General features: G+C 53.3%; 21 protein-coding genes. 9 read left to right on the top strand and 12 right to left on the bottom strand.

Translation table 11 applies throughout. The annotated features are described in order from the left end of the window. The first annotated feature begins 12 nt into the window (after positions 1–12). Positions 13–336, top strand: coding sequence for a hypothetical protein (locus KFE80_07210; protein UTW44196.1), 324 nt, complete (start codon positions 13–15; stop codon positions 334–336). Between the two features lie 235 nt (positions 337–571). Here the strand turns inward: KFE80_07210 and KFE80_07205 are convergent, their stop codons facing one another. From KFE80_07205 to phnW, 5 genes are all read right to left on the bottom strand, one after another. Beyond that, entirely contained in the window at positions 572–3,142 is a 2,571-nt protein-coding gene (locus KFE80_07205; GenBank protein UTW44195.1) for a TonB-dependent receptor, read from the bottom strand. Positions 3,143–3,373: 231 nt separating this feature from the next. Further along, a complete protein-coding gene (locus tag KFE80_07200) occupies positions 3,374–3,943 on the bottom strand; it encodes an HD family phosphohydrolase (protein UTW44194.1) in 570 nt (189 codons plus the stop codon). Then, positions 3,940–5,340 (bottom strand): FAD-dependent oxidoreductase, encoded by a 1,401-nt coding sequence (locus KFE80_07195; protein UTW44193.1) that lies wholly within the window; start codon positions 5,338–5,340, stop codon positions 3,940–3,942. Before KFE80_07195 ends, KFE80_07200 begins: the two co-directional genes overlap by 4 nt. Beyond that, entirely contained in the window at positions 5,340–6,152 is an 813-nt protein-coding gene (locus KFE80_07190; protein UTW44192.1) for a phosphonoacetaldehyde hydrolase, read from the bottom strand. Before KFE80_07190 ends, KFE80_07195 begins: the two co-directional genes overlap by 1 nt. Before the next feature lie 50 nt (positions 6,153–6,202). Beyond that, on the bottom strand, positions 6,203–7,309 hold the full coding sequence (gene phnW, locus KFE80_07185; GenBank protein ID UTW44191.1) for a 2-aminoethylphosphonate--pyruvate transaminase: 1,107 nt from the start codon (positions 7,307–7,309) through the stop codon (positions 6,203–6,205). Between the two features lie 254 nt (positions 7,310–7,563). On the opposite strand from phnW, the gene KFE80_07180 reads away from it, so the two are divergent. Both KFE80_07180 and prmC read left to right on the top strand, forming a co-directional pair. Beyond that, positions 7,564–8,286 (top strand): UTRA domain-containing protein, encoded by a 723-nt coding sequence (locus KFE80_07180; protein UTW44190.1) that lies wholly within the window; start codon positions 7,564–7,566, stop codon positions 8,284–8,286. Beyond that, a complete protein-coding gene (gene prmC / locus KFE80_07175) occupies positions 8,286–9,122 on the top strand; it encodes a peptide chain release factor N(5)-glutamine methyltransferase (protein UTW44189.1) in 837 nt (278 codons plus the stop codon). Before KFE80_07180 ends, prmC begins: the two co-directional genes overlap by 1 nt. Here the strand turns inward: prmC and KFE80_07170 are convergent. Beyond that, positions 9,102–10,409: a hypothetical protein gene (locus tag KFE80_07170; GenBank protein ID UTW44188.1), complete on the bottom strand. Its 1,308-nt coding sequence runs from the start codon at positions 10,407–10,409 to the stop codon at positions 9,102–9,104. The two genes, prmC and KFE80_07170, sit on opposite strands and share 21 nt — an antisense overlap. A 173-nt stretch (positions 10,410–10,582) precedes the next feature. Here KFE80_07170 and KFE80_07165 point away from each other — a divergent pair, with 173 nt between their 5' ends. Then, positions 10,583–10,807, top strand: a complete 225-nt coding sequence (locus KFE80_07165) for a TM2 domain-containing protein (GenBank protein ID UTW44187.1) — start codon at positions 10,583–10,585, stop codon at positions 10,805–10,807. A gap of 80 nt (positions 10,808–10,887) precedes the next feature. On the opposite strand, the gene KFE80_07160 is transcribed toward KFE80_07165, so the two are convergent. The 4 genes from KFE80_07160 to KFE80_07145 all read right to left on the bottom strand — a co-directional run bounded on the left by KFE80_07160 (position 10,888) and on the right by KFE80_07145 (position 14,394). After that, the gene (locus KFE80_07160) at positions 10,888–11,331 is read right to left on the bottom strand and encodes a hypothetical protein (protein UTW44186.1); all 444 of its coding nucleotides are present in this window, start codon (positions 11,329–11,331) and stop codon (positions 10,888–10,890) included. 186 nt (positions 11,332–11,517) lie between these two features. Next, positions 11,518–12,525 carry a rhodanese-related sulfurtransferase gene (locus KFE80_07155; GenBank protein ID UTW46666.1) on the bottom strand — a complete coding sequence of 336 codons (1,008 nt, stop codon included), beginning with the start codon at positions 12,523–12,525 and terminating at the stop codon, positions 11,518–11,520. A 162-nt stretch (positions 12,526–12,687) separates the two neighbouring features. After that, the gene (locus KFE80_07150) at positions 12,688–12,933 is read right to left on the bottom strand and encodes a GrxA family glutaredoxin (GenBank protein UTW44185.1); all 246 of its coding nucleotides are present in this window, start codon (positions 12,931–12,933) and stop codon (positions 12,688–12,690) included. A 72-nt stretch (positions 12,934–13,005) separates the two neighbouring features. Continuing rightward, the gene (locus KFE80_07145; GenBank protein ID UTW44184.1) at positions 13,006–14,394 is read right to left on the bottom strand and encodes an MATE family efflux transporter; all 1,389 of its coding nucleotides are present in this window, start codon (positions 14,392–14,394) and stop codon (positions 13,006–13,008) included. Between the two features lie 95 nt (positions 14,395–14,489). Between KFE80_07145 and KFE80_07140 the strand changes: the two genes are divergently transcribed. The 3 genes from KFE80_07140 to rhlB all read left to right on the top strand — a co-directional run bounded on the left by KFE80_07140 (position 14,490) and on the right by rhlB (position 18,170). Further along, positions 14,490–16,004 (top strand): FMN-binding glutamate synthase family protein, encoded by a 1,515-nt coding sequence (locus KFE80_07140; protein UTW44183.1) that lies wholly within the window; start codon positions 14,490–14,492, stop codon positions 16,002–16,004. Positions 16,005–16,124: 120 nt separating this feature from the next. Next, the gene (locus KFE80_07135; protein ID UTW44182.1) at positions 16,125–16,727 is read left to right on the top strand and encodes a DoxX family protein; all 603 of its coding nucleotides are present in this window, start codon (positions 16,125–16,127) and stop codon (positions 16,725–16,727) included. 129 nt (positions 16,728–16,856) lie between these two features. Further along, entirely contained in the window at positions 16,857–18,170 is a 1,314-nt protein-coding gene (gene rhlB, locus KFE80_07130) for an ATP-dependent RNA helicase RhlB (protein UTW44181.1), read from the top strand. 107 nt (positions 18,171–18,277) lie between these two features. Here the strand turns inward: rhlB and KFE80_07125 are convergent, their stop codons facing one another. Beyond that, positions 18,278–18,610 (bottom strand): hypothetical protein, encoded by a 333-nt coding sequence (locus tag KFE80_07125; GenBank protein UTW44180.1) that lies wholly within the window; start codon positions 18,608–18,610, stop codon positions 18,278–18,280. Positions 18,611–18,683: 73 nt separating this feature from the next. Beyond that, positions 18,684–19,469: a sulfate transporter CysZ gene (gene cysZ, locus KFE80_07120; GenBank protein ID UTW44179.1), complete on the bottom strand. Its 786-nt coding sequence runs from the start codon at positions 19,467–19,469 to the stop codon at positions 18,684–18,686. Positions 19,470–19,545: 76 nt separating this feature from the next. Here cysZ and KFE80_07115 point away from each other — a divergent pair, with 76 nt between their 5' ends. Continuing rightward, a complete protein-coding gene (locus KFE80_07115) occupies positions 19,546–20,292 on the top strand; it encodes a hypothetical protein (protein UTW44178.1) in 747 nt (248 codons plus the stop codon). A gap of 294 nt (positions 20,293–20,586) precedes the next feature. Further along, on the top strand, positions 20,587–21,828 hold the full coding sequence (locus KFE80_07110) for a 3-methyl-2-oxobutanoate dehydrogenase (2-methylpropanoyl-transferring) subunit alpha (GenBank protein ID UTW44177.1): 1,242 nt from the start codon (positions 20,587–20,589) through the stop codon (positions 21,826–21,828). Positions 21,829–21,844 lie beyond the last annotated feature (16 nt).

Genomic DNA, 21,844 nt, shown 5'->3' with positions numbered 1-21,844 from the left:
GCTATCTCGAGTATGGAAGATAAAACAGACATTAAAGTGCAAGCTTGCGAACTAGCCAAAGCACTATTGGATTCAGATGTTAACTATTTGGACAATGTGATTGAGCTTTGGAGGCTTGGAAATAGTTTTTACGATGAGCGCTGGGGCACTGAGTTTCATGTGTTTGGTGTTATTGAATCTGATACAGACCATTTACCCACAGAAAAAGTGAGACAGTATTGCTCCTCTATGTTGTTAGAAAGGTCGGATAAAGAATTAAAGGAAGTTGTGAATTTTTATAGGGAAGATGTAAAGAAAGCTTGTAGTGAAATCCTGACGAAGTATCAAAGCGCCTGATAGATATTTGTCGGCCTAAAGGCCAATCTACAGGGGAAGGTGTGGGATTTTTATTGTAGGTCGGGCTTTAGTCCGACAAGTCTGCTCAATTCAAAAGTTTCCCGAATAAAATCAAATACACTCGGTCTGCTCGCAGCACGAAGCTCGCTGCTTTTTATCAAAAAAATGCCCCGGTCTGATGAATCGGGGCATTTTCTTTTGCGCGAGCGTGCCGAAGCACGCTCAATAGGGGACGTTAAAACGAGTATTTAAAGCCGAGCTGGGCGCGGGTTCCGTAGAACTCCACTTGGGCTGGGCGTGCTTCGTTACCGATAAAGTAAATCAGCGGTTCGTTGTTGATGTTGTTGGCCTCCAGGTACACCAGCATGTTGTCAGTGATGTTCCAGGTGGTGGTCACGTCCAGGCTGGTGTAGTCGCCGTAGATGCGGTCGCTGTTGGCGTCGGAACCGTACTGTTCGATGTACTCACCCTTGTGGTTCAGGGCAATACGGGCGGCAAACACACCGTTGTCGTAGTACACCGCCATGTTGTACAGCTCGTCCGCCTGGCGTGGCACTGCGGCTACGCGGCCGTCTGGCAAGGTGAACTCAGAATCCATCAGCGTCAGGTTGGTCTGGAAGCCAAAGTTTTCCAAGGCTGGGTCAATAAACTCCAGGCTGTTGTTAAAGGCCAGCTCAAGTCCGGTCAGTGATCCGCTGGCGCCGTTGGCAAAAGAAACAATATCAACGTCGTTGCCACGGAATTGCCCCTGCTCTCTAGATGAGTAGATCGGGTCTGAAATTTCCTTGTGGAACAACCCGGCAGATACCACACCCAGATTGCCCAGGTAGCGTTCATACAACAAATCCAGATTCCAGGAATAGGTTGGGTCCAGGTTGGGGTTGCCGATATCCACTTCGCCATCGGCGCTGTCCAGAGTGGCACTGGGAGTCAATGAGCCGAAGTCAGGGCGGGCAAAGGTGCGGGTCAGAGCAAAACGCACATTGCTGTCGTCGTTAATGGCGTACTTGATGTGCAGTGATGGCAGCACAGACAGGTAGTCGTTGCTGTCTGAAAAGTCTTCAATGCTCTCGCCGCTGTCTGTTACAACACGTTGCTGACCGAATACGTCCGTGGTGGTTTGCTCCAGACGCAGGCCGCCGACAACGGTGATGTTTTCGCTGTAGTTCCAGGTGGCCATACCGTAAACCGCCATTTGCTCTTCTTCTACGTCGAAGTTGCGGCCGTTGGGTACCAGAACAGTGTCGCCGTCGGATTCGGGAGACAGGTCAAAGAATTGCTGGTTATCCGCCCAAAACTGTACCAGCTCTTCCCGGGAGACAACCTGGAAGAAGTCGGCACTGGCGTTGGTGTCGATATCGCCGGAGAAAAAATCGTTGCGGCCTGGCTGATCCATCAAATTGAAATCAGACAGTAGTGGTGCAGCGCGCCCGGCGCGGTCTTCGTTCCACACATAAAATTCGTCGGTGAAGCGAGATATACGCTCTTTGTCGCGGTATTTAAAACCGTACTTCCATTCCACGGTGTCACTGGCTTCGGTGGTCAGATCAAATTGCAGCACCGCCTTGTCTTTTTCGTTGACGAATACCTTGTAGAGTTCAACGGATTTGAGGCTGGCCTGAGTGGGGTCGGCTACGTAACCACTGGGTAGGTGGGTGTTCACACCAAAAGGCTCATCGGTGCCGCCATCAATGACGTTGTAAGCCAGGTTTTTACCGTCGCCGCGATCTTCCAGGCCAACATAGCCAACATTGGTTTGGTCAAAACGGGTCACGAAATAAGAATTGTTTTCCGCGTCAGGGAGATCACCGTAGCGGAACTCATTTTCGTAGGTTGAAAGCTGCCAGTTAAGGCGGGTGGTTTCAGCCAGCTGGTGCTCACCACCAATCTGGTAACCGGTTAATTCGGTAATCAGAATATCGTGGATGTTTTGCAGTTCCACGCGATCTTTATCGAAGCGGTAGCGATGCTTGTAATGGGTTTCGTCGTCGTCCAGAGTGCCGTAGTTGGCGCGGGCGAACACAGTGTCGCCGTTGTCGAATACGTATTCCATGGCGCCGTTAAAGCCCACCGTGTCGCGGGTGCCGGTGTAGTCACGCAGTTCCAGGCGGCGGATACCGCCCAGGCTTCCGGTGCGGCGGGGTTCAAAGTTGTCTGTGGCCCAGTCGCGTTCCCATTTGGAGACGTTAACAATAAAGCCCAATTTGTCGTCGAGAATGCGGTTGCCGTAGGTCAGGTTCAACGCGTGCCCACCGTCTTCGGCTTTTTCGCTGTAGCCGGTGCCTGCGGTGAAGCTCAATACTTCTTCTTCTGGAGCGGTGCGGGTAATAAAGTTTACTGCGCCGCCAATGGCGTCTCCTTCCATGTCTGCAGTAACCGCTTTGGAAACTTCCACTGACTCAATCAATTCTGAAGGGAAAAAGTCAAACGCAGTGGCGCGAGTGATGGTTTCTTCTTCGGCGGTGGGTAGACGGTCGCCGTTAAGGGTGGTTGATGCCCATTGAGAGGGCAGGCCGCGCACGGCCACAAAGCGGCCTTCGCCCTGGTCACGTTCAATGGATACGCCGGGAATTCGCTGTACTGCTTCGGCGGCGTTGCGATCTGGCAGCTTGCCAATGCCGTCCGCAGCCACAACATTGACGATGCGGTTGGAATTGCGCTGTTCGCTGAGTGCTTTCATCTGGCCACGCACAATGTGGCCCAGTACACGAACTTCTTCGATAACCTGATCGCTATTGCTTTCAGCCATAACCAACTGGCTGCTGGCAATCGCAATGGCGGCTGCGAGTGGAGAGAGCTTGTTCATTGGTTTCCCCTTGATGTTCAGCTATATAGCTGGGTTGTTAATGGGCTTTGCCCGCAGTATTGGGTGATTCTGGGGAGAACAATACCGATGTAATATGAAACTAATTTTACAACTGGAATATACCAGATGATTTTTTCAGAAAAACTTTATAATAGGCGGGTACAGCCAATACGCTTTAAATGAAAAAATCATTTATTTGGTAATGAATTGAATTAATTGGAAATAATTATTTCAGGTTGTCTGAGATGCCCGTAAATAAACTTTGGCTCTCTCAAGCCAGGGCTCAATATTGGTATTTTCCAGCTTGTCTGGCTTGCCCGTGTCGTCCAACTGGCGCAACCTGAGCGCATCATTGGCCCAGGGGTGGCTCTTGAATTGTTGGCATTCCTGGTTGCTCATGGTGCCGCCTTGTTGTTGCAGCGTTGCGCTGCTGGCTACAGACAGTTCGGTATTTTCCAAAGTTGCCTGATAGCGTTTGGCGGCGACGTGTAGTCGAATGGGTTCGGTCACTGCCTTGCCGAAGCCTAAGGACTGGAGGTAATTGGCACCCAGGGAGTCGTGAGCGGCATACCCCCATTGATCAAAGCCCGGTAAGCCCTGCCGATCCGCGACAAAGTGGCCTATATCGTGCAGCAAGGCAGCAATCACCATGTGCTCTGGCATATTGCTTTGCACCGCGTGCTGGGCACAGCTGATTGCGTGCTCCAGCTGAGTGCAGGCTTCGCCGTAATGGCGTTCGCCGTACTCTTCAAATAATTCGCGAATTTGCGCGATGCTTTTACCTGGGTCGCAAGCGTTCACAGTCGGTCAGCCTTGCCGGCACTGCCTGCCAGCGCCGCCAGCCAGGTATCGCCAACAAATGGCGTCTTGTTGGCGTCTTGGCGGGCTTCTACTCGGCGTATTGCGTTGCGTACCATCAGCGCACCACCGGTGCGAAGGGGCTCTGGCGGGAAGTAGCCGCGACACCCTCGAGCCAGTGGCGAGTGACGCCAGGAGTTATCCAGTTCCAGGGCCATGGCGGTGAGGATGTCGCCGCCCAGGTGACTCTGTACAACACCGTTGCCAGAGTAGCCGAAACCGTAGAGTACATTGGGTTGTCCGGGCAGATGGCCAAAAAATGGCAGCCCGGTTACCGAGCGATCCGAGGCACCTGTCCAGGTCTGGTGAATGTTGTGAGGCAGTGTTGGGAAAAACCGTTGCAGGGCGTTGTCCAGCTGCCCACGGTAACGGCTGGGGGAATCGAATACCGGCGATACCCGGTTACCGTAAGAAAAGTAATTGCCCCCTTTGCCCAGCATCAAGCGGCCATCCGGGGTGCTGCGGTAGTAGTGTACAAAGGTGCGCGAGTCCACTACAGCGGTGCCGTGGTTGAGGCCGATTTTGTCCAGCTGTTCCGGCATGGGCTCCGTGATCACCATATCCGATGACACCAGTACCAGGCTGCGGCGAAAGAAGCGGAATTTGCGGGCCATCCAGGCATTGATCGCCAGAATCACCTTGTCGGCAGTGATAATGCCAGTGGGGGTGTGAACCTGAACCTGGGGCCCATAGTCCAGCTTGGTCATGGGCGTGTGTTCGTAAATTTCCACGCCCATTTCCTGGGCCACCCGGCGCAGGCCACGTACCAGTTTGGCGGGTTGCAGGCTACCGGCGGCGGGGCTGTAATGGCCCTCCAGGTGGAGCCCGGAACCAGACAATTGTTGCAATCGCTCTGCCGTGCATTTTTGCCATCGGTTGATGCCGAGTCGCTCCAGCTCGGCAATGACTGGGCGCAGAATGCCCACCTGGCTGGGGTTGGATGCGGTGTACAGAGCACCGTCTACGCGCACATCGGCATCGATACGGTGTTTGTCGCAGAAGTTGCGGATAGCAAATACCGCTTTTTCAGAAGCGGTAACCAGCTCCATGGCTTCCGCTTCCCCCAGCAGGCGGCGCAAGGTGGGGAACTTGGTGGAAAAGGTGAGCATGCAGCCACCGTTGCGGCCAGATGCGCCTTCCCCACAAAGACCTTTGTCAATAACAACCACCTGCTTTTCCGGTGCCTGTTGTTTGATTTTGATGGCGCTCCACAGTCCGGTGTAACCACCGCCGACAATACAGATGTCGGCACTTTTGTGTTCACAGAGCGGGGTGTTGGACTGAGGTTGTTCTGTCGCCAGTGCTTCCTTAAACCAAAACGGCAGGTGGTTGTTGTCCATTAGGGCCTTTCACCTCTTGCCCGGCGGGCGCTGATCTCCTGAATAGTCCGTGGGGCTTCAGCCAGACTGTCGATCACGTAGTGGGCGCCGGCGGCACTCAGTTCGCTGATGGCATCGCTGCGCATTTGCCCTTTTTGAATGTCGTTTAGCGCGTTCCATTCCACTTCGGTCAGGCCCACGGCATTGCCGGTAAGGCTGAGGCCAATGGTCCACATGCCCGCATTCAGGCCTTCGCTGATACCGGGGGCGGAGTCGTCGAATTTGATGCAGTTGGCGACGTCATTGACACCCAGTGCAATCACATTTTGCAGTGCCATCCAGGGGCCGGGACGAGAGCCCGCTGCCAGGTCATCGCAGGCCACATAGTGATCTGGGATATAGCCTTGTGCGGCGGCGGCAGTTACCAGCACTTCCATGACTTCTCGCGGGTATCCGGAGCAGCTGCCAATTTTAATACCCTGTTGCCGCATCCAGTGAATGCTGTCCAGGGCGCCGGCAATGGGGGTGGCGTGGTCGACGACCTTGGCTTTCTGCAGTGGCATAAAGGCGCTGTAGATTTCGTCCACGGTGACGTCGGTCATGGGCGCACCAAATTGGGCTGTCCAGCGCTCATTCACTGATGGCATTTGCCCCAGAGCCTTGATGTGATCCCATTTGCCCATACCCATGGGGCCGCGAGCTTCATCCAGGCTGATGTCAAAGTTGTAGGCTTGTTTAAAGGCTTCTACAAAAATAGTGGTGGGGGCTACAGAACCGTAATCCACAACGGTGCCGGCCCAATCCAGAATAACTGCTTCAATGTTGTTGCTCATTACTGATGCTCATCTAAAAAGTGGTTTGGGTGTTTGAAAGTCGAGTAGCTTTATACCCAGTACATGCTGTTTTTGATGGCGCCGAGCAGTCGTTCAATATCGTGCCCCTGCACCTCACCAATGGTGCCAATTCGAAAGCAACTGGCGTTGGAGACTTTGCCGGGGTAGATCACGAAACCTTGCTGTTTCAGAGCTTCGTAAAAGCGGTTAAATTCAAACTGCTCCGATTCCGGGTAGAAAAACGAGGTGATGAACGGCGACTGTTCGCTGGCATCAATCATGGTTTTAAAGCCCAGTTCAGCCATGCCTTGTGCCAATGTGCTTTGATTGTTGCGATAGCGCTGGTAACGCTGTTCCAGTGTTTCCAGGTTCAGTTCATCCAGGGCTTGACGAAAGGCGCGTACCACATGGGTGGGCGAGGTAAAGCGCCACTTGCCATTTTGGGTTTCCATGGTCTTCCACTGGTCGTAAAGGTCCAGGCTCAGGGAGCGAGCGCGGCCTTCCAGTTTTTCCATTTCGTCGGTTTTCGCGATCACAAAACCGAAGCCGGGAACCCCTTGAATGCATTTGTTGGCAGAGCTCACCAGAAAGTCGATATTCAGTGCTGCTACATCCATGGGTAAGCCACCGAAACTGCTCATGGCATCGACGATAAGTACCTTGTTGTGTTGCTTGACCAAGGCGCTGACTGCAGGGATGTCGTTGAGGCGACCAGTGGTGGTTTCGCAGTGAACCACGGCTACGTGAGTGATGTCGCTGTCTTCCGCCAGTGTGGCTTGCAGACGCTCCAGGTCGATGGCGTCCAGCTCGTGGTGATCCTGTTGCACGTAGTCGATACGCAGGTAGTTGGCAATCTCGACAATGCGGTCGCCATAAGCGCCGTTGCTGAGAATCAACAGCTTGCCATTTTCAGGTACGGCGCTGCCAATGGTGGCCTCTACCGAAGCGGTGCCACTGCCTTGCATCAGAACAGCGGTGTAGCCTTCGCTGAGGGTGGCCAGAGCCACCAGGTCGTGGCGAACGCTCTGTACCAGATTGTTGTATTCGTCGTCCCAGGTACACCAGTCTTTGAGCATGGAGTGGCGCACGCTGTCGCTGGTAGTCAGTGGGCCCGGAGTCAGCAACAGGTAGTGGTTGGTGTTTACGGGGGCATTCATAAGGTTTCTCCGATATATCTGGTATATTCCAGATTTTGAATCTGTTTGATATGCAGGTCAATTGAATTTTATGCAGTAAAACAAAAGTATATGACTGTTTTATTTAAGGTTGTCATAAAAGCTGTTTTTTTGGTGTATTCCAGTTTTTTCTAGGTCGCAAGTTTGTAGAAGTTGCCGGCGCGGCGCTTGCAAACCCCCAGTGGCTGCTCTAAGTTGCGTTTTATTTTGCTCAGGGCAAAAGGCAACGAGTTCTCATGACCTCTTTAAACGCACCGCTTTACGCGTCCATTTATCACACCATGCTGGGGCAGATTCACCGCAAGGCGCCGCGCTATCGGGATAAATTGCCCTCCGAGCGAGAACTGATGGCGGAATTTGCCACTACCCGGGTGACGTTGCGCATTGCTTTGTCTCAGCTGGAGCGGGAAGGGGTTATTTATCGCTCCAATCGCCGGGGTTGGTTTGTAACCCCCCCCAAACCGGTGTTTGACCCCACCTTGCGTAGCAACTTCAGTGTATTGGCCCGGGAGCAAGGCCGGGTACCGACTACGGAAGCGTTATCAGCGCACCAGAGTCGTTGCCGTTCTGCCGCTCAAGGGGCCAAGTTGGGCTTAAAGCGAGGCGACCCTATGTACCAGCTGCGCCGTCGCCGCAGCCTGGATGGCCGCCACGTGCTGTTGGAAAACATCACCATCAATGGTGTTGGTATTGAGCGCTTGCTCGACCAGGATGTGTCCTCTTCCCTGACCAGTATTTTTCGCGACCACTACAACATAGAGGTCGTACGTGAAGAAGTGACCATTAATGCCACGGCCCTGAGCAGGGAGCAGGCCGAGCAGCTGGCGGTTGCCGATGGCAGTTACTGTGTTGCGATTCACCGTACCCGTTACGACCAGAACCAAACAGCTGTGGAATACGATGAAGAGTTATGGCTGCACGACGCCATTGAGATTCGCGTATCCACGGATGTTTGCTGATGCCCACCATTGCTCAGCTGCTAAAACGAGCGGATGAGCTGGCCTCCGTCAGTGATACCCCGCGATTGGATATTGAAGTTCTGCTTTGCCATTTTCTGCAGCGTGATCGCTCTTATCTCTACACATGGCCAGAGCGTTGTTTGAGCGAACAGCAGCAGGCCGATTTTGAGGCTGGATTAGATCGTCGCAAAAGGGGAGAGCCGGTAGCTCATATTGTCGGTGAGCGGGAATTCTGGTCGCTGCCTTTGGTGGTGAATGCCTCCACGCTTATTCCCCGTCCGGAAACTGAGCTGCTGGTAGAGCTTGCCTTGGACTTGCCTTTGTCGGCACACGCCCAAGTGCTGGATTTGGGTACTGGCACCGGTGCCATCGCCTTGGCGCTGGCTTCTGAGCGCCAGGATTGGCAGGTGGATGCGGTGGATGTTGTCGACGAGGCGGTGGCTTTGGCAGAGCATAATCGCGAGCGACTGGGGTTGAACAACTTGCGGGTTTGGCAAAGCAATTGGTTTGAGCACGTACCTGAAAATAGCTACCACCTGATTGTCAGCAACCCCCCTTATATCGATCCGAAAGATGCTCACTTGCAACAGGGTGACGTGCGCTTTGAGCCCAGTTCGGCACTGGTCGCCGACGAGGAGGGCCTGGCAGATATTCGCGCTATTGTGACGACCGCTGCGAATTATTTGCACAGGGATGGTTGGCTATTGCTGGAACACGGTTATGACCAGGGGGCGGCGGTGCGAAATCTGTTGGTGAATGACGGCTTTCAAACGGTACAAACCCGCCAGGATCTGGCGGGTAATGATCGTGTGACTTTAGGCCGCTACCCCTGCTAGCGGTGCTGATTCCCCCTTCTGCCGCCGGTGTTTGTTGGCAAAGTAGCACCAGGAGCCCACCGTAAAAAATACCCCCAGCGCAGCCACCAGATAACTGGTGTAAATAATAAAGCTGTGCCACTGAATACCCCCTTGGCCGAGGTTTTTGTACACCATCACCCCAACGCTGCCCAGATAGCCAAACGAATCCGCCAAGTAGATCAAAAAGCCCACATTGCCAACCTGCTTAAACGTAGCGATCAGGCGTTCAAACAGTACGCTGTTGAACGGTACGTAAGCGAGGTAAAGGCCAAAACCGTTAATAATCATCCAGCTGATTGGGCTTAGGTAGCCAGCCTGGTAAGCCAGGGTAGATAACCCGCAGCTGGCAAAGCCAAATAAAATCAAAAAATGATTGACCATTAATGCCCGGCTGTTGCTTTTAATCAGCATCATGGCGCCGATAATCATCAGTACAACCACCGCGATGGGAATTTCTGTGAGGCTGAAAATGGCCGGTGAGTCGGTGTAGCCCAGTTCGTCCCATATATTAGCGGTGAAGTTATCACGCAAATCCCGAAAAATGGTCAGCAGCACATAACCGCCGATCAATAGGCACAGACCCGTACTGAACTGTTTGAAGAATGCCCGCCGGGCGGAAGCGTCCATAGGTTCGCGCTTGGTGCGCAGGCGAATGTCATCTGTATTAGGGGGTGGTAGCTGCTCCAGCATATACACCGCTAGCATTAACAGCGGCATAAACAGCGCAGCGGTGGTTACCGGCATCCAGAACTCATCCACGCCCCAGTTGAGCATCAGGTAGCTGCCCACAGTTTTTACCAGGCCGGAGGAGGCGATAAAGCTGGTGCACAAGCCGGCGGCCAGCACTTCGGTCACCTTGCGGCCTTCCAGGTAGCTGAATACGTAACCCCAAACCATACCCAGAGGAATGCCGTTGAGGAACATACACACGATATTCCAGGGGTGCGGCAACAGCGCGAACAGCAACAGGGCGATGCCAGCAATAGTGATCAAGGTCAGAATGCCTTTGGCCCGGCCATTGCCACTTTGCTCCGATACTACTTTGATGCCAATAAATTTTGACAGCGCGTACCCGGCTACTTGTGCCGATAGGTAAAGCACCTTGATGGAGATGCCCCAGTAGACAATATCTTCGTAGAGGCCAACGGCGATGGGTTTGCGAAACGCGTACATACAGGAGTACGTACAAAAGGCGGCAATCATGGCAAACAGGCAGAAACTAAACCCTTGGCCCCGGCGGGTAATGCGTTGCAGTAGTTGTGTCATGGCTCGAATCAGTCACATTAAGTGGTATACACCAGTGGCGCTATTAAACCGGCAAAGTGTGACTTTTGTGTGACAGGGTGCACGATTGGTGCACCGTTCTGTGCTGGAAACCCGGGTGCGCTAGCAGTATGCTATGCGCACCCGAATCTGGGGGAAACATAAGGAGAATAACTATGTCCGATTCAGCGACAAGCAAGCGAATCCTGCCAGCGTTTCTGCTGTGCTTCTTTCTGGGGCCATTGGGGGCGCACCGTTTTTACGCGGGCAAAATTGGCACTGGAATTTTGCACTTACTGACTCTGGGTGCTTTTGGCATCTGGACACTGATTGATTTTATTATGATTATTATCGGCTCCTTTACCGATAAGGAAGGCAATAAAATCACTGAGTGGACGTAAGCAAAACCACATCGGTACAAAAAAGCCCTGCAATGAATATTGCAGGGCTTTTTTATGTGCGGCGCTAAATCGCTGCTGCGTCAATCCAGTTCGCCAATAGCGGTCAGCACACTCTCTCGCAGCGTTTCGATACTGTGATTGACTTTATCATAGGAGTCTTTTTCGCCCAGTTCATCGGAATACATTTGCCACTTGCTGTAAAGCTGTGTGGATTTCTCGTTGACGCTGTCGGGCATGAAGTAGCGTAGGTCACGCATGGCAATCACTTGTACCCAACCGCGTTTGCGAGAGTTTTCCAATTCTGCTTCGGTCATGTCGTGGCGAGCATAGCGCATGTGTATGGCCACTTCGTCTAATTCCGCCAGCCGTTCTATCAACGCGAAACCCGCAGTGCGTACATTGCGATTCTGCTCGGTGACTTCGTTGCGCCAGGTGTTATAACCCAGGCTTGCCAAGGCAATGGCCAAACTGATCAATGCCACTGAATTGCGGCGAATTTGCTGTAAAAAGCTGTGGTAGCTCATGGTCGTTCTTTAGATAAGAGTTTTGGCTAAAATTAAAGTACCCATGAGAGTCACAAGTGGCCGGTTGGTTCCCATATAACTGAAGAGATACGGCTGTTCGGTATCTGATTCACCCTGAGTGTGCCAGTTTAACGGTAGGGGGCGTCATTCCCGCGAAGGCGGGAATGACGAACATCCAAGCAGCAATTAGCGATTAGCAGCTTGCCGGTCTTTGGTGCTCTGCAACTTTTTGGCAGCTTGTTTGGCAGCCTTACGGGCTTTAATTAACTGATCAGCGTCACCGCCCACATGTACTTCGTTACGGGCTTTGGCCAGCTGAATTTGCTTCTCCCGCTCCCGATAGCGGGCTTTGTCGGCGGCGGAAGTTTTGTCGTAGCAGTGTGGGCAGCTGACGCCGCGCTGGTATTGGTCGCTCTGCTGGTCTGCTTGGGTGATGGGCATGCGGCAGGCGTTGCACTGGTCGTACTCGCCTCGCTCCAGGTTGTGATTGACGGTGACGCGCTCGTCAAACACAAAACATTCACCTTCCCACAAAGTGTCGTCGGCAGGTACGTCTTCCAGGTATTTGAGAATACCCCCTTGAAGATGATAGACCTCGTCAAAACCCTGTTCTTTCATGTATGCCGTGGATTTTTCGCAGCGAATGCCGCCGGTGCAGAACATGGCGACTTTCTTGTGCTTGGCCGGGTCTAGGTTGTCTTTTACGTACTGGGGGAATTCCCGAAAACTGGTGGTATTGGGGTTAACCGCATTTTTGAACGTGCCCACCTGGTATTCGTAATCGTTACGGGTATCCACCAGCACCACGTCCGGGTCGCTGATCAGTGCGTTCCAGTCTTCCGGCTTGACGTAGGTGCCCACCACTTTTTTCGGGTCGATACCCTCCACACCCATAGTGACAATCTCTTTTTTGAGCTTCACTTTGGTGCGCAGGAAAGGCTTGTGGTCGGTGTAGGACTCTTTGTAATCAATGCCTTCCAGGCCCGGCTGTTGTTGCAGCCATTGCAGCAGGTTATCAATGCCCTTGCGAGAGCCGGCGACAGTGCCATTAATGCCTTCGCTGGCCAGCAGCAGGGTGCCGCAAATGCGGTTGGCTTCCATAGTGGCCAACAGCGGGTCACGGAGTTGTTGATGGTTTTCCAGGGTAACGAATTTGTACATCGCGCAGACGACATACTGGCCAGAAGTGGCCATGTGTGGGGTAGTCATATTGTTGCCTCGTGCGAGCCGGAGCGTAAATCCGGAGCATGGGTTTTCGGGTAAAGTGTTCGAGGCGGGATTTTATAGAAAGATGGGCGTCGTTGCGAGGGCTGTAGCCCGGGCTCAGCTGCGCTTACCCGGGCTACGTTGTGAGGTTCAAGCCGCTAAATGCTTCTGCAAAGCGTCAAAACCACCGATGTATTCGGTGCCGTAAAAAATTTGCGGCACGGTATTTACGGTGTGGCCAATGGTCTTTGACAGATCCTCTTTACTGATGCCTTCCTCATGAATATCTACGTAACGGTAGGGCAGGTCTTTTTGCTCCATAACGGCTTTTGCCTGGCGGCAGAAGCCACATGCCTGGTGGCCGAAAATAGTGTAACGGGTGCTGTCGGTACTCATCGTTTGCTCCTCAAAAGATGTTTGGATGCTGTGCACTGTAATGGCTAACTGTCATTAAAACTATTTAATTGATTAAATGGGCTTGATAGCTTTTCCCAAGATAGCTCTTTGTCTGCCTCTCTGCCAAACCATGGCCATTAGGCACAGGGCTGACACACTCAAGGCAACAGCAGCGCCAACCCAAAAGCCGGGAACCCCCATAGCTGGTCCCCAAAAATTAGTCATCCCCAAGCTGTAAGCCAGCGGGAAACCCACCACCCAAAAAGCGATGAACTGCACCACCATGGGTGCCTTGGTAATTTTGTAGCCCCGCAATGCACTCATGGCACCCACTGCGATGGCATCGGAAAAACGATAAATTGCCGCAATTAACAGCAGCTCTACCGCAATTTTTTGCACCGTAGGGTCGTCGTTAAAAAAACCGGCAATGGCTTCCGGGAAGACTAAATAAACCGCTACCTGCAAGCAGGCGATGGTGGCGATCAATAGCAGTCCGGCCTGGCAGCTGAACCAGGCCTTGCCGGGTTTTTGAGCACCGATGTGCTGGGAAATGGCGACCGTTAATGCCTGACCAATGCCCAGGGAGACAATAAACATCAGGCCATCGAACTGGTGGGCAATGCTGTGACCGGAGACCACTTCCGCTCCCAGGCTGGCGATAACCAGCGGGATAATGCCGAAGAAGCTGAATTCAAACAGAATACCGACTGAAATCGGCAACCCCAGGCGCAGGATATTGCCCATGGTTTTTAATTGCGGTCTGGCCAGCTCGGTAAACAGCTTTAATGCTTGAGTGGCGCGGCTGCGCTGCAGCCACAAGGCAAACGCCAATACCTGAAACGTCACCACAATCAAGGTGGCCCAGCCGCAGCCGACGCCGCCGAGTTTGGGTAGTCCCCAGTGGCCGAAGACCAGGGCGTAATCCAGAACAATATTCAATGCCAGGCCGGCGATGTTGACCACCATCACTGCGCGCGGCAGGCTCACCGCTTCCAGAGTGGTGCGCAGCCAGAACATCAAATGAAAGCCAAACACCGCGGCGATCATGGGAGCCATGTAGCCGCGAGCGATCGCCACTACCTGGGGTTCTGCCCCCAGTTGCCCCACCAGCCATAAGCCACCTGCCATCGAAGCGCTGGCAATCAACCCCAATGGCAGGGCCAGCCACAGGCATTGGTGAAATTGATGCCGCAAGGCGCTGCGGTCATCGGCACCAAAGTGGTGGCCGATCAGAGGGGCGTTGGCAAACAGAATGCCTCCCAATATCAGAAACACAAAAATGCTGATGCTGTTGCCCAGCGTCACACCGGCCAAGTCGTCTACACTGGCCTGACCTGCCATAAATACATCGGTGAGGCCCATGCCCATCGCCGCTGCCTGGCCAATAACCAGTGGCAAGGCAAAGCGAAAAAGGCGTACCGCCTCGCCGCAAAGCTGGCGATAGTGAGGTGCTTTAGACATGGTAGGAAAATTTGGGTGGGTTTATTATCCGTGGCGAAGCATATCGCCAATCGCTGTTGTCACAAAGCGATATTCACAGGTCACTTGGGGATACCATGACAGAAGAAAAAATCAGCTTTTTAACCTTTGTGATGCAGCTGTTTGCCGCATCCGTATTGGCGATATTAGTACTTGGCGTGATCGCCATTGCAGTGCTGTATATCATTGATGTGAACCAGACCAGCCACACCATTCGCCGCAATTATCCGGTAATTGGCCGTTTGCGTTACTGGTTTGAACACATCGGTGAATTCTTTCGCCAGTACTTCTTTTCCCTGGATCGTGAGGAGATGCCTTTCAACAGGGCGCAGCGTTCCTGGGTGTATCGGGCCGCCAAGGATGTGGACAGTACTCTGGCGTTTGGCTCCACCGCACCTCTGGACAAGCCTGGTGCAGTACTGTTTGTTAGCACGCCTTTCCCCACCCTCAGTGAAGACGCCTGCGAGCCGCAACCATTGGTGATCGGCCCCCAGTGCCGCATTCCGTACAACGCTCGGTCATTTTTTAATATATCTGGCATGAGTTATGGCGCGTTGTCCAAGCCCGCAGTGCAGGCCCTTTCCAAAGGCGCCAAGGATGCAGGTTGTTGGCTGAATACCGGCGAAGGTGGCCTCAGCCCGCACCACCTTGAAGGGGGGTGCGATATTGTGATGCAGATCGGCACCGCCAAGTACGGTGTGCGTGATGAGGCAGGCAATCTCAGCGACGACAAATTGCGCGAAGTGGCGGCCCACCCTCAGGTGCGTATGTTTGAGTTAAAAATCAGCCAGGGCGCGAAGCCGGGTAAAGGCGGTATTTTGCCAGCGATCAAGGTGACCGATGAGATTGCGGCCATCCGTGGTATTGCCGCTGGGCAGGACTCCATCAGCCCCAATGGGCACCCGGAGATTCGTTCAGTCAATGACTTGCTGGATACTCTCGGGCGTATCCGCGAAGTCACCGGTAAGCCGGTGGGTATCAAAATGGTCATGGGTGGCACCAACTTTTTTGACAACCTGTGCACGGCAATTAATGAACGCGGCGCTTATTGGGCGCCGGACTTTATTAGCTTGGACAGCGCGGATGGTGGCACCGGTGCTGCCCCGCAAAGTTTGATGGATCACGCCGGTTTGCCGATTCGTGAAAGCCTGCCTTGGCTGGCGGATAAACTGGAGTACTACGGTTTGCGCCAACGTATTCGGCTGGTTGCCACGGGCAAATTGGTTAATCCGGTGGATGTGGCCTGGGCACTGTGTGCCGGAGCGGATTTTGTGGTTTCAGCGCGAGGCTTTATGTTCGCGCTGGGGTGCATACAGGCATTGCAGTGCAACAAAAATACCTGCCCCACCGGTATTACCACCCACAATGAAAAACTTCAGCAGGGCCTCGACCCGTTTAATAAAGCCAACCGGGTTTCCAGTTACGCTCACCATATGGTGCACGAGGTGGGGGTCATCGCTCATACCTGTGGTGTGTCGGAACCTCGCCAGCTGAATCGCAATCACGCTCGCATGGTGATTGAGCCGGGTTATTCAGAAACATTGGAAGCCTTGTATCGCAATCGTCATCAGGCAGTGAAATTCATGGATTAACATTATTTAACCGATTTCTATGCAGAAGTGATCAAGTAAATTGCATTTCGGCCGTTTATTGAGGGAATTATTTGCCAGCTTTACCCTCAAAGGTGGCGCAAATATTCTGGAGAGCAACCAATGAACAAACTGTTTAGCCTACACAACGGCTTTATGAACGGTGCCAGCAAGGTGGATTTTCTCGCACCTCTGCTGTTTCGCGTATACCTGGCTCCGGTCATGATTCAAGCTGGCTGGAACAAGCTGGATGGCTGGCAAGGTACGGTATCCTGGTTTGGCAATGCCGATTGGGGTCTGGGCCTGCCAATGCCTGAACTGATGGCAGCTCTGGCAATTGGTGCGGAGTTGATTGGCGGCATTATGCTGTTGATTGGCTTGGCAACCCGAGTCGTCGCCATTCCACTGATGGTAACTATGCTGGTGGCCATTTTTGCGGTGCACTGGGAAAACGGCTGGTTGGCGGTATCTGATTCGTCCAGCTGGTTGGCCAACGATCGTGTGATGGAAGCGGCGGAACGTAAAGACGCCATCAAATCCATTTTGAGACAGCACGGTAACTACTCTTGGTTGACCGGCCGTGGCAGTGTCACCATTCTCAACAATGGTATCGAGTTCGCTGCTACCTATTTCATCATGCTGTTGAGCCTGATGTTTACCGGTGGTGGACGTTACGCCAGTGCCGACTATTGGCTGTGTAAGGTTTTCTGTAAAGAACAGAAATAATTACCTGCTCATCTAAAGCCGCCTTCGGGCGGCTTTTTTGTTGTCTCCTCCTTGCCCCATTCCTGCTATAATCCGCCGCTTCGCCAAATTGGCTAATTTTTGAACAGCTTTCTTTGAGCAATACCGTTTATGTCCCAAGACAACAAGCAAGACAGCCCGTCCGAAACTAAGGGCCCAGATTCCAAACGCCGCTCCCACAACCGGCGCCGGCGCCGTTCAGGCGGCCATCGCAACGCCAAAAAAACCTGGAGCCTGTCTCAATTTGAAGTGTCGCCAGAGGCGGGAAAGCTGCGTTTTCACGATCTCGATCTTGAGTTGCCATTGATGCACGGCATTGCCGATGTGGGCTTTAAATACGCCTCGCCGATTCAGGCGCATTCCCTGCCACACAGCCTGTGCGGCCACGATGTGGTGGGTAAGGCGCAGACCGGTACCGGCAAAACCGCCGCGTTTTTGGTCACCATTATTGATGATTTGCTGAAGAACCCAATCCCTGCGGAGGAGCGTTACGCTGGCGAGCCCCGTGCTCTGATTATTGCACCTACCCGCGAGCTGGTGATGCAGATTGCCGACGACGCTCTGGCTCTGTGCAAACACACCGGGTTGACGATCCATACTCTGGTGGGAGGGATGGACTACGGCAAACAGCAGAAAAAATTGCACGACAATTTGGCAGATATTCTGGTGGCGACACCGGGACGCCTGATTGACTTCGCCGGTAGTCACGACGTTTATCTCGACCAGGTAGAAGTGCTGGTGATCGACGAGGCCGATCGCATGCTGGATATGGGCTTTATCCCCCAGGTGCGTCGCATCGTGCGCCAGACACCCAAAAAAGAATACCGCCAGACTCTGCTGTTCAGTGCCACCTTCACTCCGGAGGTAATGTCTCTGTCTGAGCAGTGGACCCGAGAGCCGGTGATGATTGAGATCGAAGCGGAAAATACCGCTGCGGATACCGTGGATCAAAAAGTCTATATCACCGCCACCGAAGACAAGTTCGCGCTGCTGGACAACATCATCAAGCAAGATAATGTGGACAGCATTATCGTGTTTGCCAACCGTCGCGATCAGTGTCGTCGCCTGCAGGAACGCCTGCAGAAGAAGGGTTTCCAGGTAGGCCTGTTGTCCGGTGATGTGCCGCAAAACAAACGGGTACGTACCCTGGAAGATTTTAAATCCGGCAAACTCAAAGTGCTGGTGGCTACCGACGTTGCCGGCCGGGGTATTCACGTGGATGGCATCAGCCACGTGGTCAACTTTACGTTGCCAGAAGAGCCGGAAGATTACGTTCACCGCATTGGCCGCACCGGCCGCGCCGGTAAAACCGGTACCTCCATCAGCTTCGCCTGCGAAGACGACGCCTTTCTGCTGGAGCCCATTGAAAAACTGTTGGGCAACAAGCTGGAATGCGAACAGCCTCCGGAGGAACTGCTCGCGTAGCGAGCAGTGCACGCCTGCAACCAAAACGGCCACCTTGCGGTGGCCGTTTTGGTTGGGCTTCGAGTTGCGTGCTACGAGCTGCGAGCAGTATGAGGCTATTAGTACAGCTAATCGCTCCCTCCGCCACAGGAGCCTTCCCCTCCGATAGAAGAGCCACAGCTACTGGCACCACAAGCACCATAGAAAAATTTATCTGCGTAGCCTTCATATTTGTTAATTTTTTCCAAATGAAAGCCGCTCTTTTTGTGTTCTTCTGGGTCGCAGAATACAAAAATTGCGAAATCAATATATTTACTATTGAGTTTAAGGGCATCAACTGTTTTCTGGACTTGACCAACTGTATAGCTTTCAGAACTGCCGTAGCGAGACTGTAATCCTTGGGATAGTTTTGCCATAAATTTCTTGATGGCACGGCCTTTAAAATAATTTTTTATTTCCATTGCTTTACTCCAATCTGCCCTCAACCCGCAACCACCTTACTGCTCGCTGCTCGAAGCACGTTGCTCGCAGCAGCTATTCCCGCTGCCCGCTGCCAAACCGATCTATCCACATCGCTGCACCTGCAGCCACCGCTGCTGGAGCCACAATGATATTTAATACCGGTATCGACGTAGCTGCTAATGCGGAGGCACCAAAGCCCAGGCAGCGGTTGCGTTGTTCGCGGCATTCGCTGAGCAGCGCGGGGAAGCTCTGTTCGTTGTTATCTGACGTATAGTCCAGATACTCCAACGCCAGTGACCAGGCGCCCCACAAAAAGCTGATTATCGAGCCCACAAACCCCAGCGGGGTAAACAGCAATACCAGCGATGCCAGGCCAACCCCAATCGCTCGGGGCAGGGTGTAGGCGAGCATGGTAAAAGTGCGTTTGATGGCGCTGATGGCAATAGCGGTGGCTCGTTTAAAGGTCATACCGCGGCTGTCTACTTGCCCGGTCAGTACTTCCTGAACCCGTTCTGCCAACAGCCCGTAGAAGGGCGTGCCAATCAAATTACTGAACAGGGTAAAGGTGTAGGCATAAAGGATGAGCAGCAACACCACAAAAGCTGCCCATAGCAGCCAGCTGAGAAAGTCAAAAAACCATTGGATCCAGGCTGGCCAGCCGGTGAGCCAGCCCTCCATCCAGGCCATGGCACCTTCAAAGCCATTCACCGCCAGAGTGGTGAGCCAGATAAAAAGCAGAATATTAATCAGCACCGGAACAATGGCGAACAGGCGAATGCGGCGATGGCCAAGTAATTTTAAGCCTTTGAGTAGATAGCTGGGGCCGGATAGTGTGGAGCCGACGGTGTTGGTAACCATAGTTTTACAGGGTCCTGGTGTTAAATAGCGTTCCAAGGGGGTAGAGTAACGGGCGAATTGTAATGGAGATTGAGCCATGAAGTGGGTTTTTCGCATATTGATTGTATTGGTGGTGTTGGTGGTTGCTGCTGGCTTGGTGGTGGCGTCCAAAGTGGATACTTTGGTTACTGAGGCTGTGGAAACAGTAGCTCCGGAATACACTCAATCCAAAGTGTCGTTGGGTGGTGTGGATCTGTCCCTGTTGTCCGGCAATCTGGCGCTGGCAGATTTGAACGTGGGTAACCCAACCGGCTTCTCTCAGCCCAATGCCTTTTCCCTGGGTGAGATTGCGGTGGATCTGGACCTCAACAGCGTAACCAGTGACACCATCGTGGTGAACAGCATCAATGTGGTGGCGCCGCAGATCTTCTTTGAGCAGAACTCAGCGGGAACCAACCTGCAAACCCTGCAGCGCAATATTGAAAAAGCTGTGGGGCCAAGCACCGACACTGAAGAAGATTCAGGCACTGCCAAAAAACTGATTATTCGGGATTTTAAAGTTACTGACGGTTTGATTTCGGTCACCAGCCAGCTGCTTGGGGAAGAATCTCTGGATGTGAACCTGCCTGAAATTCACCTTACCGGTATAGGTGAAAAAACCAATGGGGCAACCGCTGCCGAAGTGGCGGAAGTGTTGCTGGGCGAGCTCACTGAGCGCGCCAAGGGGGCTGTTCTTGAGTCCGGCAAACTGGGTGAGTTAAAGAACCAAGCCAAACAGAAACTGGACGATAAAAAGCAGGACCTCAAAGACAAAGCTGCTGAAAAACTCAAAAAACTGTTTTAATTTCTCCTCTGGGGAGGGCCATACAATTCTGGCCCTCCCTGTCTAATTTTTCTTAAAATCCCATCATTCTGTCTGAAATAAGCCGATTTCTGTCTCTTTTGACTGTGCTTTGGGTGTTTCCTACCCAAATTAGCGGTTTACTCCACCGGGGGTAGGAGAGAATAATGAGCGTCCTACACAAGTTGTCTGTGGCCAGTAAAAAGCAAAGCAAAGGAAAGTGCCATAAATAAAAGCTGTCCAAAGGCAGTTAGGGTCAGGCAGATAACGTTACTCTATAACAACAGGGCTGCTCCTATGGCTAAACCCAACGAGAATCGGCTCCATATTCCAGACGCTCCCTTTCGACCAGGGGATAAACCGGATTTCTCTCACCTGGATATCGGCACCCCCGGCGCTGTTGAGCGCCCGCAAACAGATTGTGAACCCGCCGATATTGCCCACCTGGCCCACTCTCTGATTCGAGTGCTGGACGACGACGGTGCCGCTCACGGTACCTGGAACCCCACCTTGCAGCCCGAGGTATTGCGCCAGGGCTTGCGGACCATGTTACTGACCCGCAAGTACGATGAGCGCATGTTCCGTATGCAGCGTCAGGCGAAAATGTCGTTTTATCTCAAGTGCACCGGTGAAGAAGCGGTGGCAGTGGCATCCACCATGGCTCTGAAGCCCAACGATATGCTGTTTCCTACCTACCGCCAGCAAGGCGCGTTCATCGCCCGTGGCGCAGACCTGTTCAGCGAAATGATGTGCCAGGTAATGAACAATGAGCTGGACCCCATGCAGGGCAAGCAGCTGCCGATTAAATACTCCTCGGCAGAGAAGGGTTTCTTTTCCATTTCCGGTCCGCTGACGACCCATTACCCACAAGCGGTGGGTTGGGCCATGGCCTCCGCTTATAAAGGCGAAAAAGACATTGCTCTGGCCTGGACTGGCGATGGCTCTACCGCTGAAGGGGACTTTCACTACGCTCTGCAGTTTGCGGCGACCTATCGCGCCCCCTGCATTTTGACCGTGGTCAATAACCAGTGGGCGATATCCTCGCCGCAAACCATTGCCGGCGGTGAAAACACCACCTTTGCTGCTCGCGGCGTTGGCTATGGTTTGCCGGCTCTGCGCGTGGATGGCAATGACTTCCTGGCGGTGTACGCGGCGACTCAATGGGCCGCGGAACGCGCCCGCGCCGGTTTGGGCGCAACGGTGATCGAGCTTTATACCTACCGGGTAGAGGGCCACTCCACCAGCGATGATCCCACCGGCTATCGCCCGCGCAATGAGCCGGAGCACTGGCCTCTGGGTGATCCTATTGAACGCTTGAAAAATCACCTGATACACATTGGCGAATGGACTCAGCAACAACAGGATGAGCTCGCCGATGAACTGGAAGACTACGTGACCGAGTGCTGGAAAAAAGCCGATGCCCTGGGTTGTATTAATGACCCGGATTGCAGTGATACCCACAGTGCCGCGCTGTTTGAGCAGGTCTATAAAGAAATGCCGCCGCACCTGCGCAAACAACGCCAGGAACTGGGCCGATAGGCCTCTATATGAGTGA

The sequence above is a fragment of the bacterium SCSIO 12696 genome (genome assembly GCA_024397955.1).
Lineage (GTDB): Bacteria > Pseudomonadota > Gammaproteobacteria > Pseudomonadales > Porticoccaceae > SCSIO-12696.
Note: the sequence above shows the minus strand (reverse complement) of the source record. Positions and strands in the feature narration are given on the sequence as shown.

What these genes read in the sequence shown, in the direction of transcription:
- KFE80_07210 (UTW44196.1), top strand. Translation starts at nt 13, where the DNA reads ATGGAAGATAAAACAGACATTAAAGTGCAAGCTTGCGAACTAGCCAAA.
- KFE80_07205 (UTW44195.1), bottom strand. Translation starts at nt 3,142, where the DNA reads ATGAACAAGCTCTCTCCACTCGCAGCCGCCATTGCGATTGCCAGCAGC.
- KFE80_07195 (UTW44193.1), bottom strand. Translation starts at nt 5,340, where the DNA reads ATGGACAACAACCACCTGCCGTTTTGGTTTAAGGAAGCACTGGCGACA.
- KFE80_07190 (UTW44192.1), bottom strand. Translation starts at nt 6,152, where the DNA reads ATGAGCAACAACATTGAAGCAGTTATTCTGGATTGGGCCGGCACCGTT.
- phnW (UTW44191.1), bottom strand. Translation starts at nt 7,309, where the DNA reads ATGAATGCCCCCGTAAACACCAACCACTACCTGTTGCTGACTCCGGGC.
- KFE80_07180 (UTW44190.1), top strand. Translation starts at nt 7,564, where the DNA reads ATGACCTCTTTAAACGCACCGCTTTACGCGTCCATTTATCACACCATG.
- prmC (UTW44189.1), top strand. Translation starts at nt 8,286, where the DNA reads ATGCCCACCATTGCTCAGCTGCTAAAACGAGCGGATGAGCTGGCCTCC.
- KFE80_07170 (UTW44188.1), bottom strand. Translation starts at nt 10,409, where the DNA reads ATGACACAACTACTGCAACGCATTACCCGCCGGGGCCAAGGGTTTAGT.
- KFE80_07165 (UTW44187.1), top strand. Translation starts at nt 10,583, where the DNA reads ATGTCCGATTCAGCGACAAGCAAGCGAATCCTGCCAGCGTTTCTGCTG.
- KFE80_07160 (UTW44186.1), bottom strand. Translation starts at nt 11,331, where the DNA reads ATGAGCTACCACAGCTTTTTACAGCAAATTCGCCGCAATTCAGTGGCA.
- KFE80_07155 (UTW46666.1), bottom strand. Translation starts at nt 12,525, where the DNA reads ATGGCCACTTCTGGCCAGTATGTCGTCTGCGCGATGTACAAATTCGTT.
- KFE80_07150 (UTW44185.1), bottom strand. Translation starts at nt 12,933, where the DNA reads ATGAGTACCGACAGCACCCGTTACACTATTTTCGGCCACCAGGCATGT.
- KFE80_07145 (UTW44184.1), bottom strand. Translation starts at nt 14,394, where the DNA reads ATGTCTAAAGCACCTCACTATCGCCAGCTTTGCGGCGAGGCGGTACGC.
- KFE80_07140 (UTW44183.1), top strand. Translation starts at nt 14,490, where the DNA reads ATGACAGAAGAAAAAATCAGCTTTTTAACCTTTGTGATGCAGCTGTTT.
- KFE80_07135 (UTW44182.1), top strand. Translation starts at nt 16,125, where the DNA reads ATGAACAAACTGTTTAGCCTACACAACGGCTTTATGAACGGTGCCAGC.
- rhlB (UTW44181.1), top strand. Translation starts at nt 16,857, where the DNA reads ATGTCCCAAGACAACAAGCAAGACAGCCCGTCCGAAACTAAGGGCCCA.
- KFE80_07125 (UTW44180.1), bottom strand. Translation starts at nt 18,610, where the DNA reads ATGGAAATAAAAAATTATTTTAAAGGCCGTGCCATCAAGAAATTTATG.
- cysZ (UTW44179.1), bottom strand. Translation starts at nt 19,469, where the DNA reads ATGGTTACCAACACCGTCGGCTCCACACTATCCGGCCCCAGCTATCTA.
- KFE80_07115 (UTW44178.1), top strand. Translation starts at nt 19,546, where the DNA reads ATGAAGTGGGTTTTTCGCATATTGATTGTATTGGTGGTGTTGGTGGTT.
- KFE80_07110 (UTW44177.1), top strand. Translation starts at nt 20,587, where the DNA reads ATGGCTAAACCCAACGAGAATCGGCTCCATATTCCAGACGCTCCCTTT.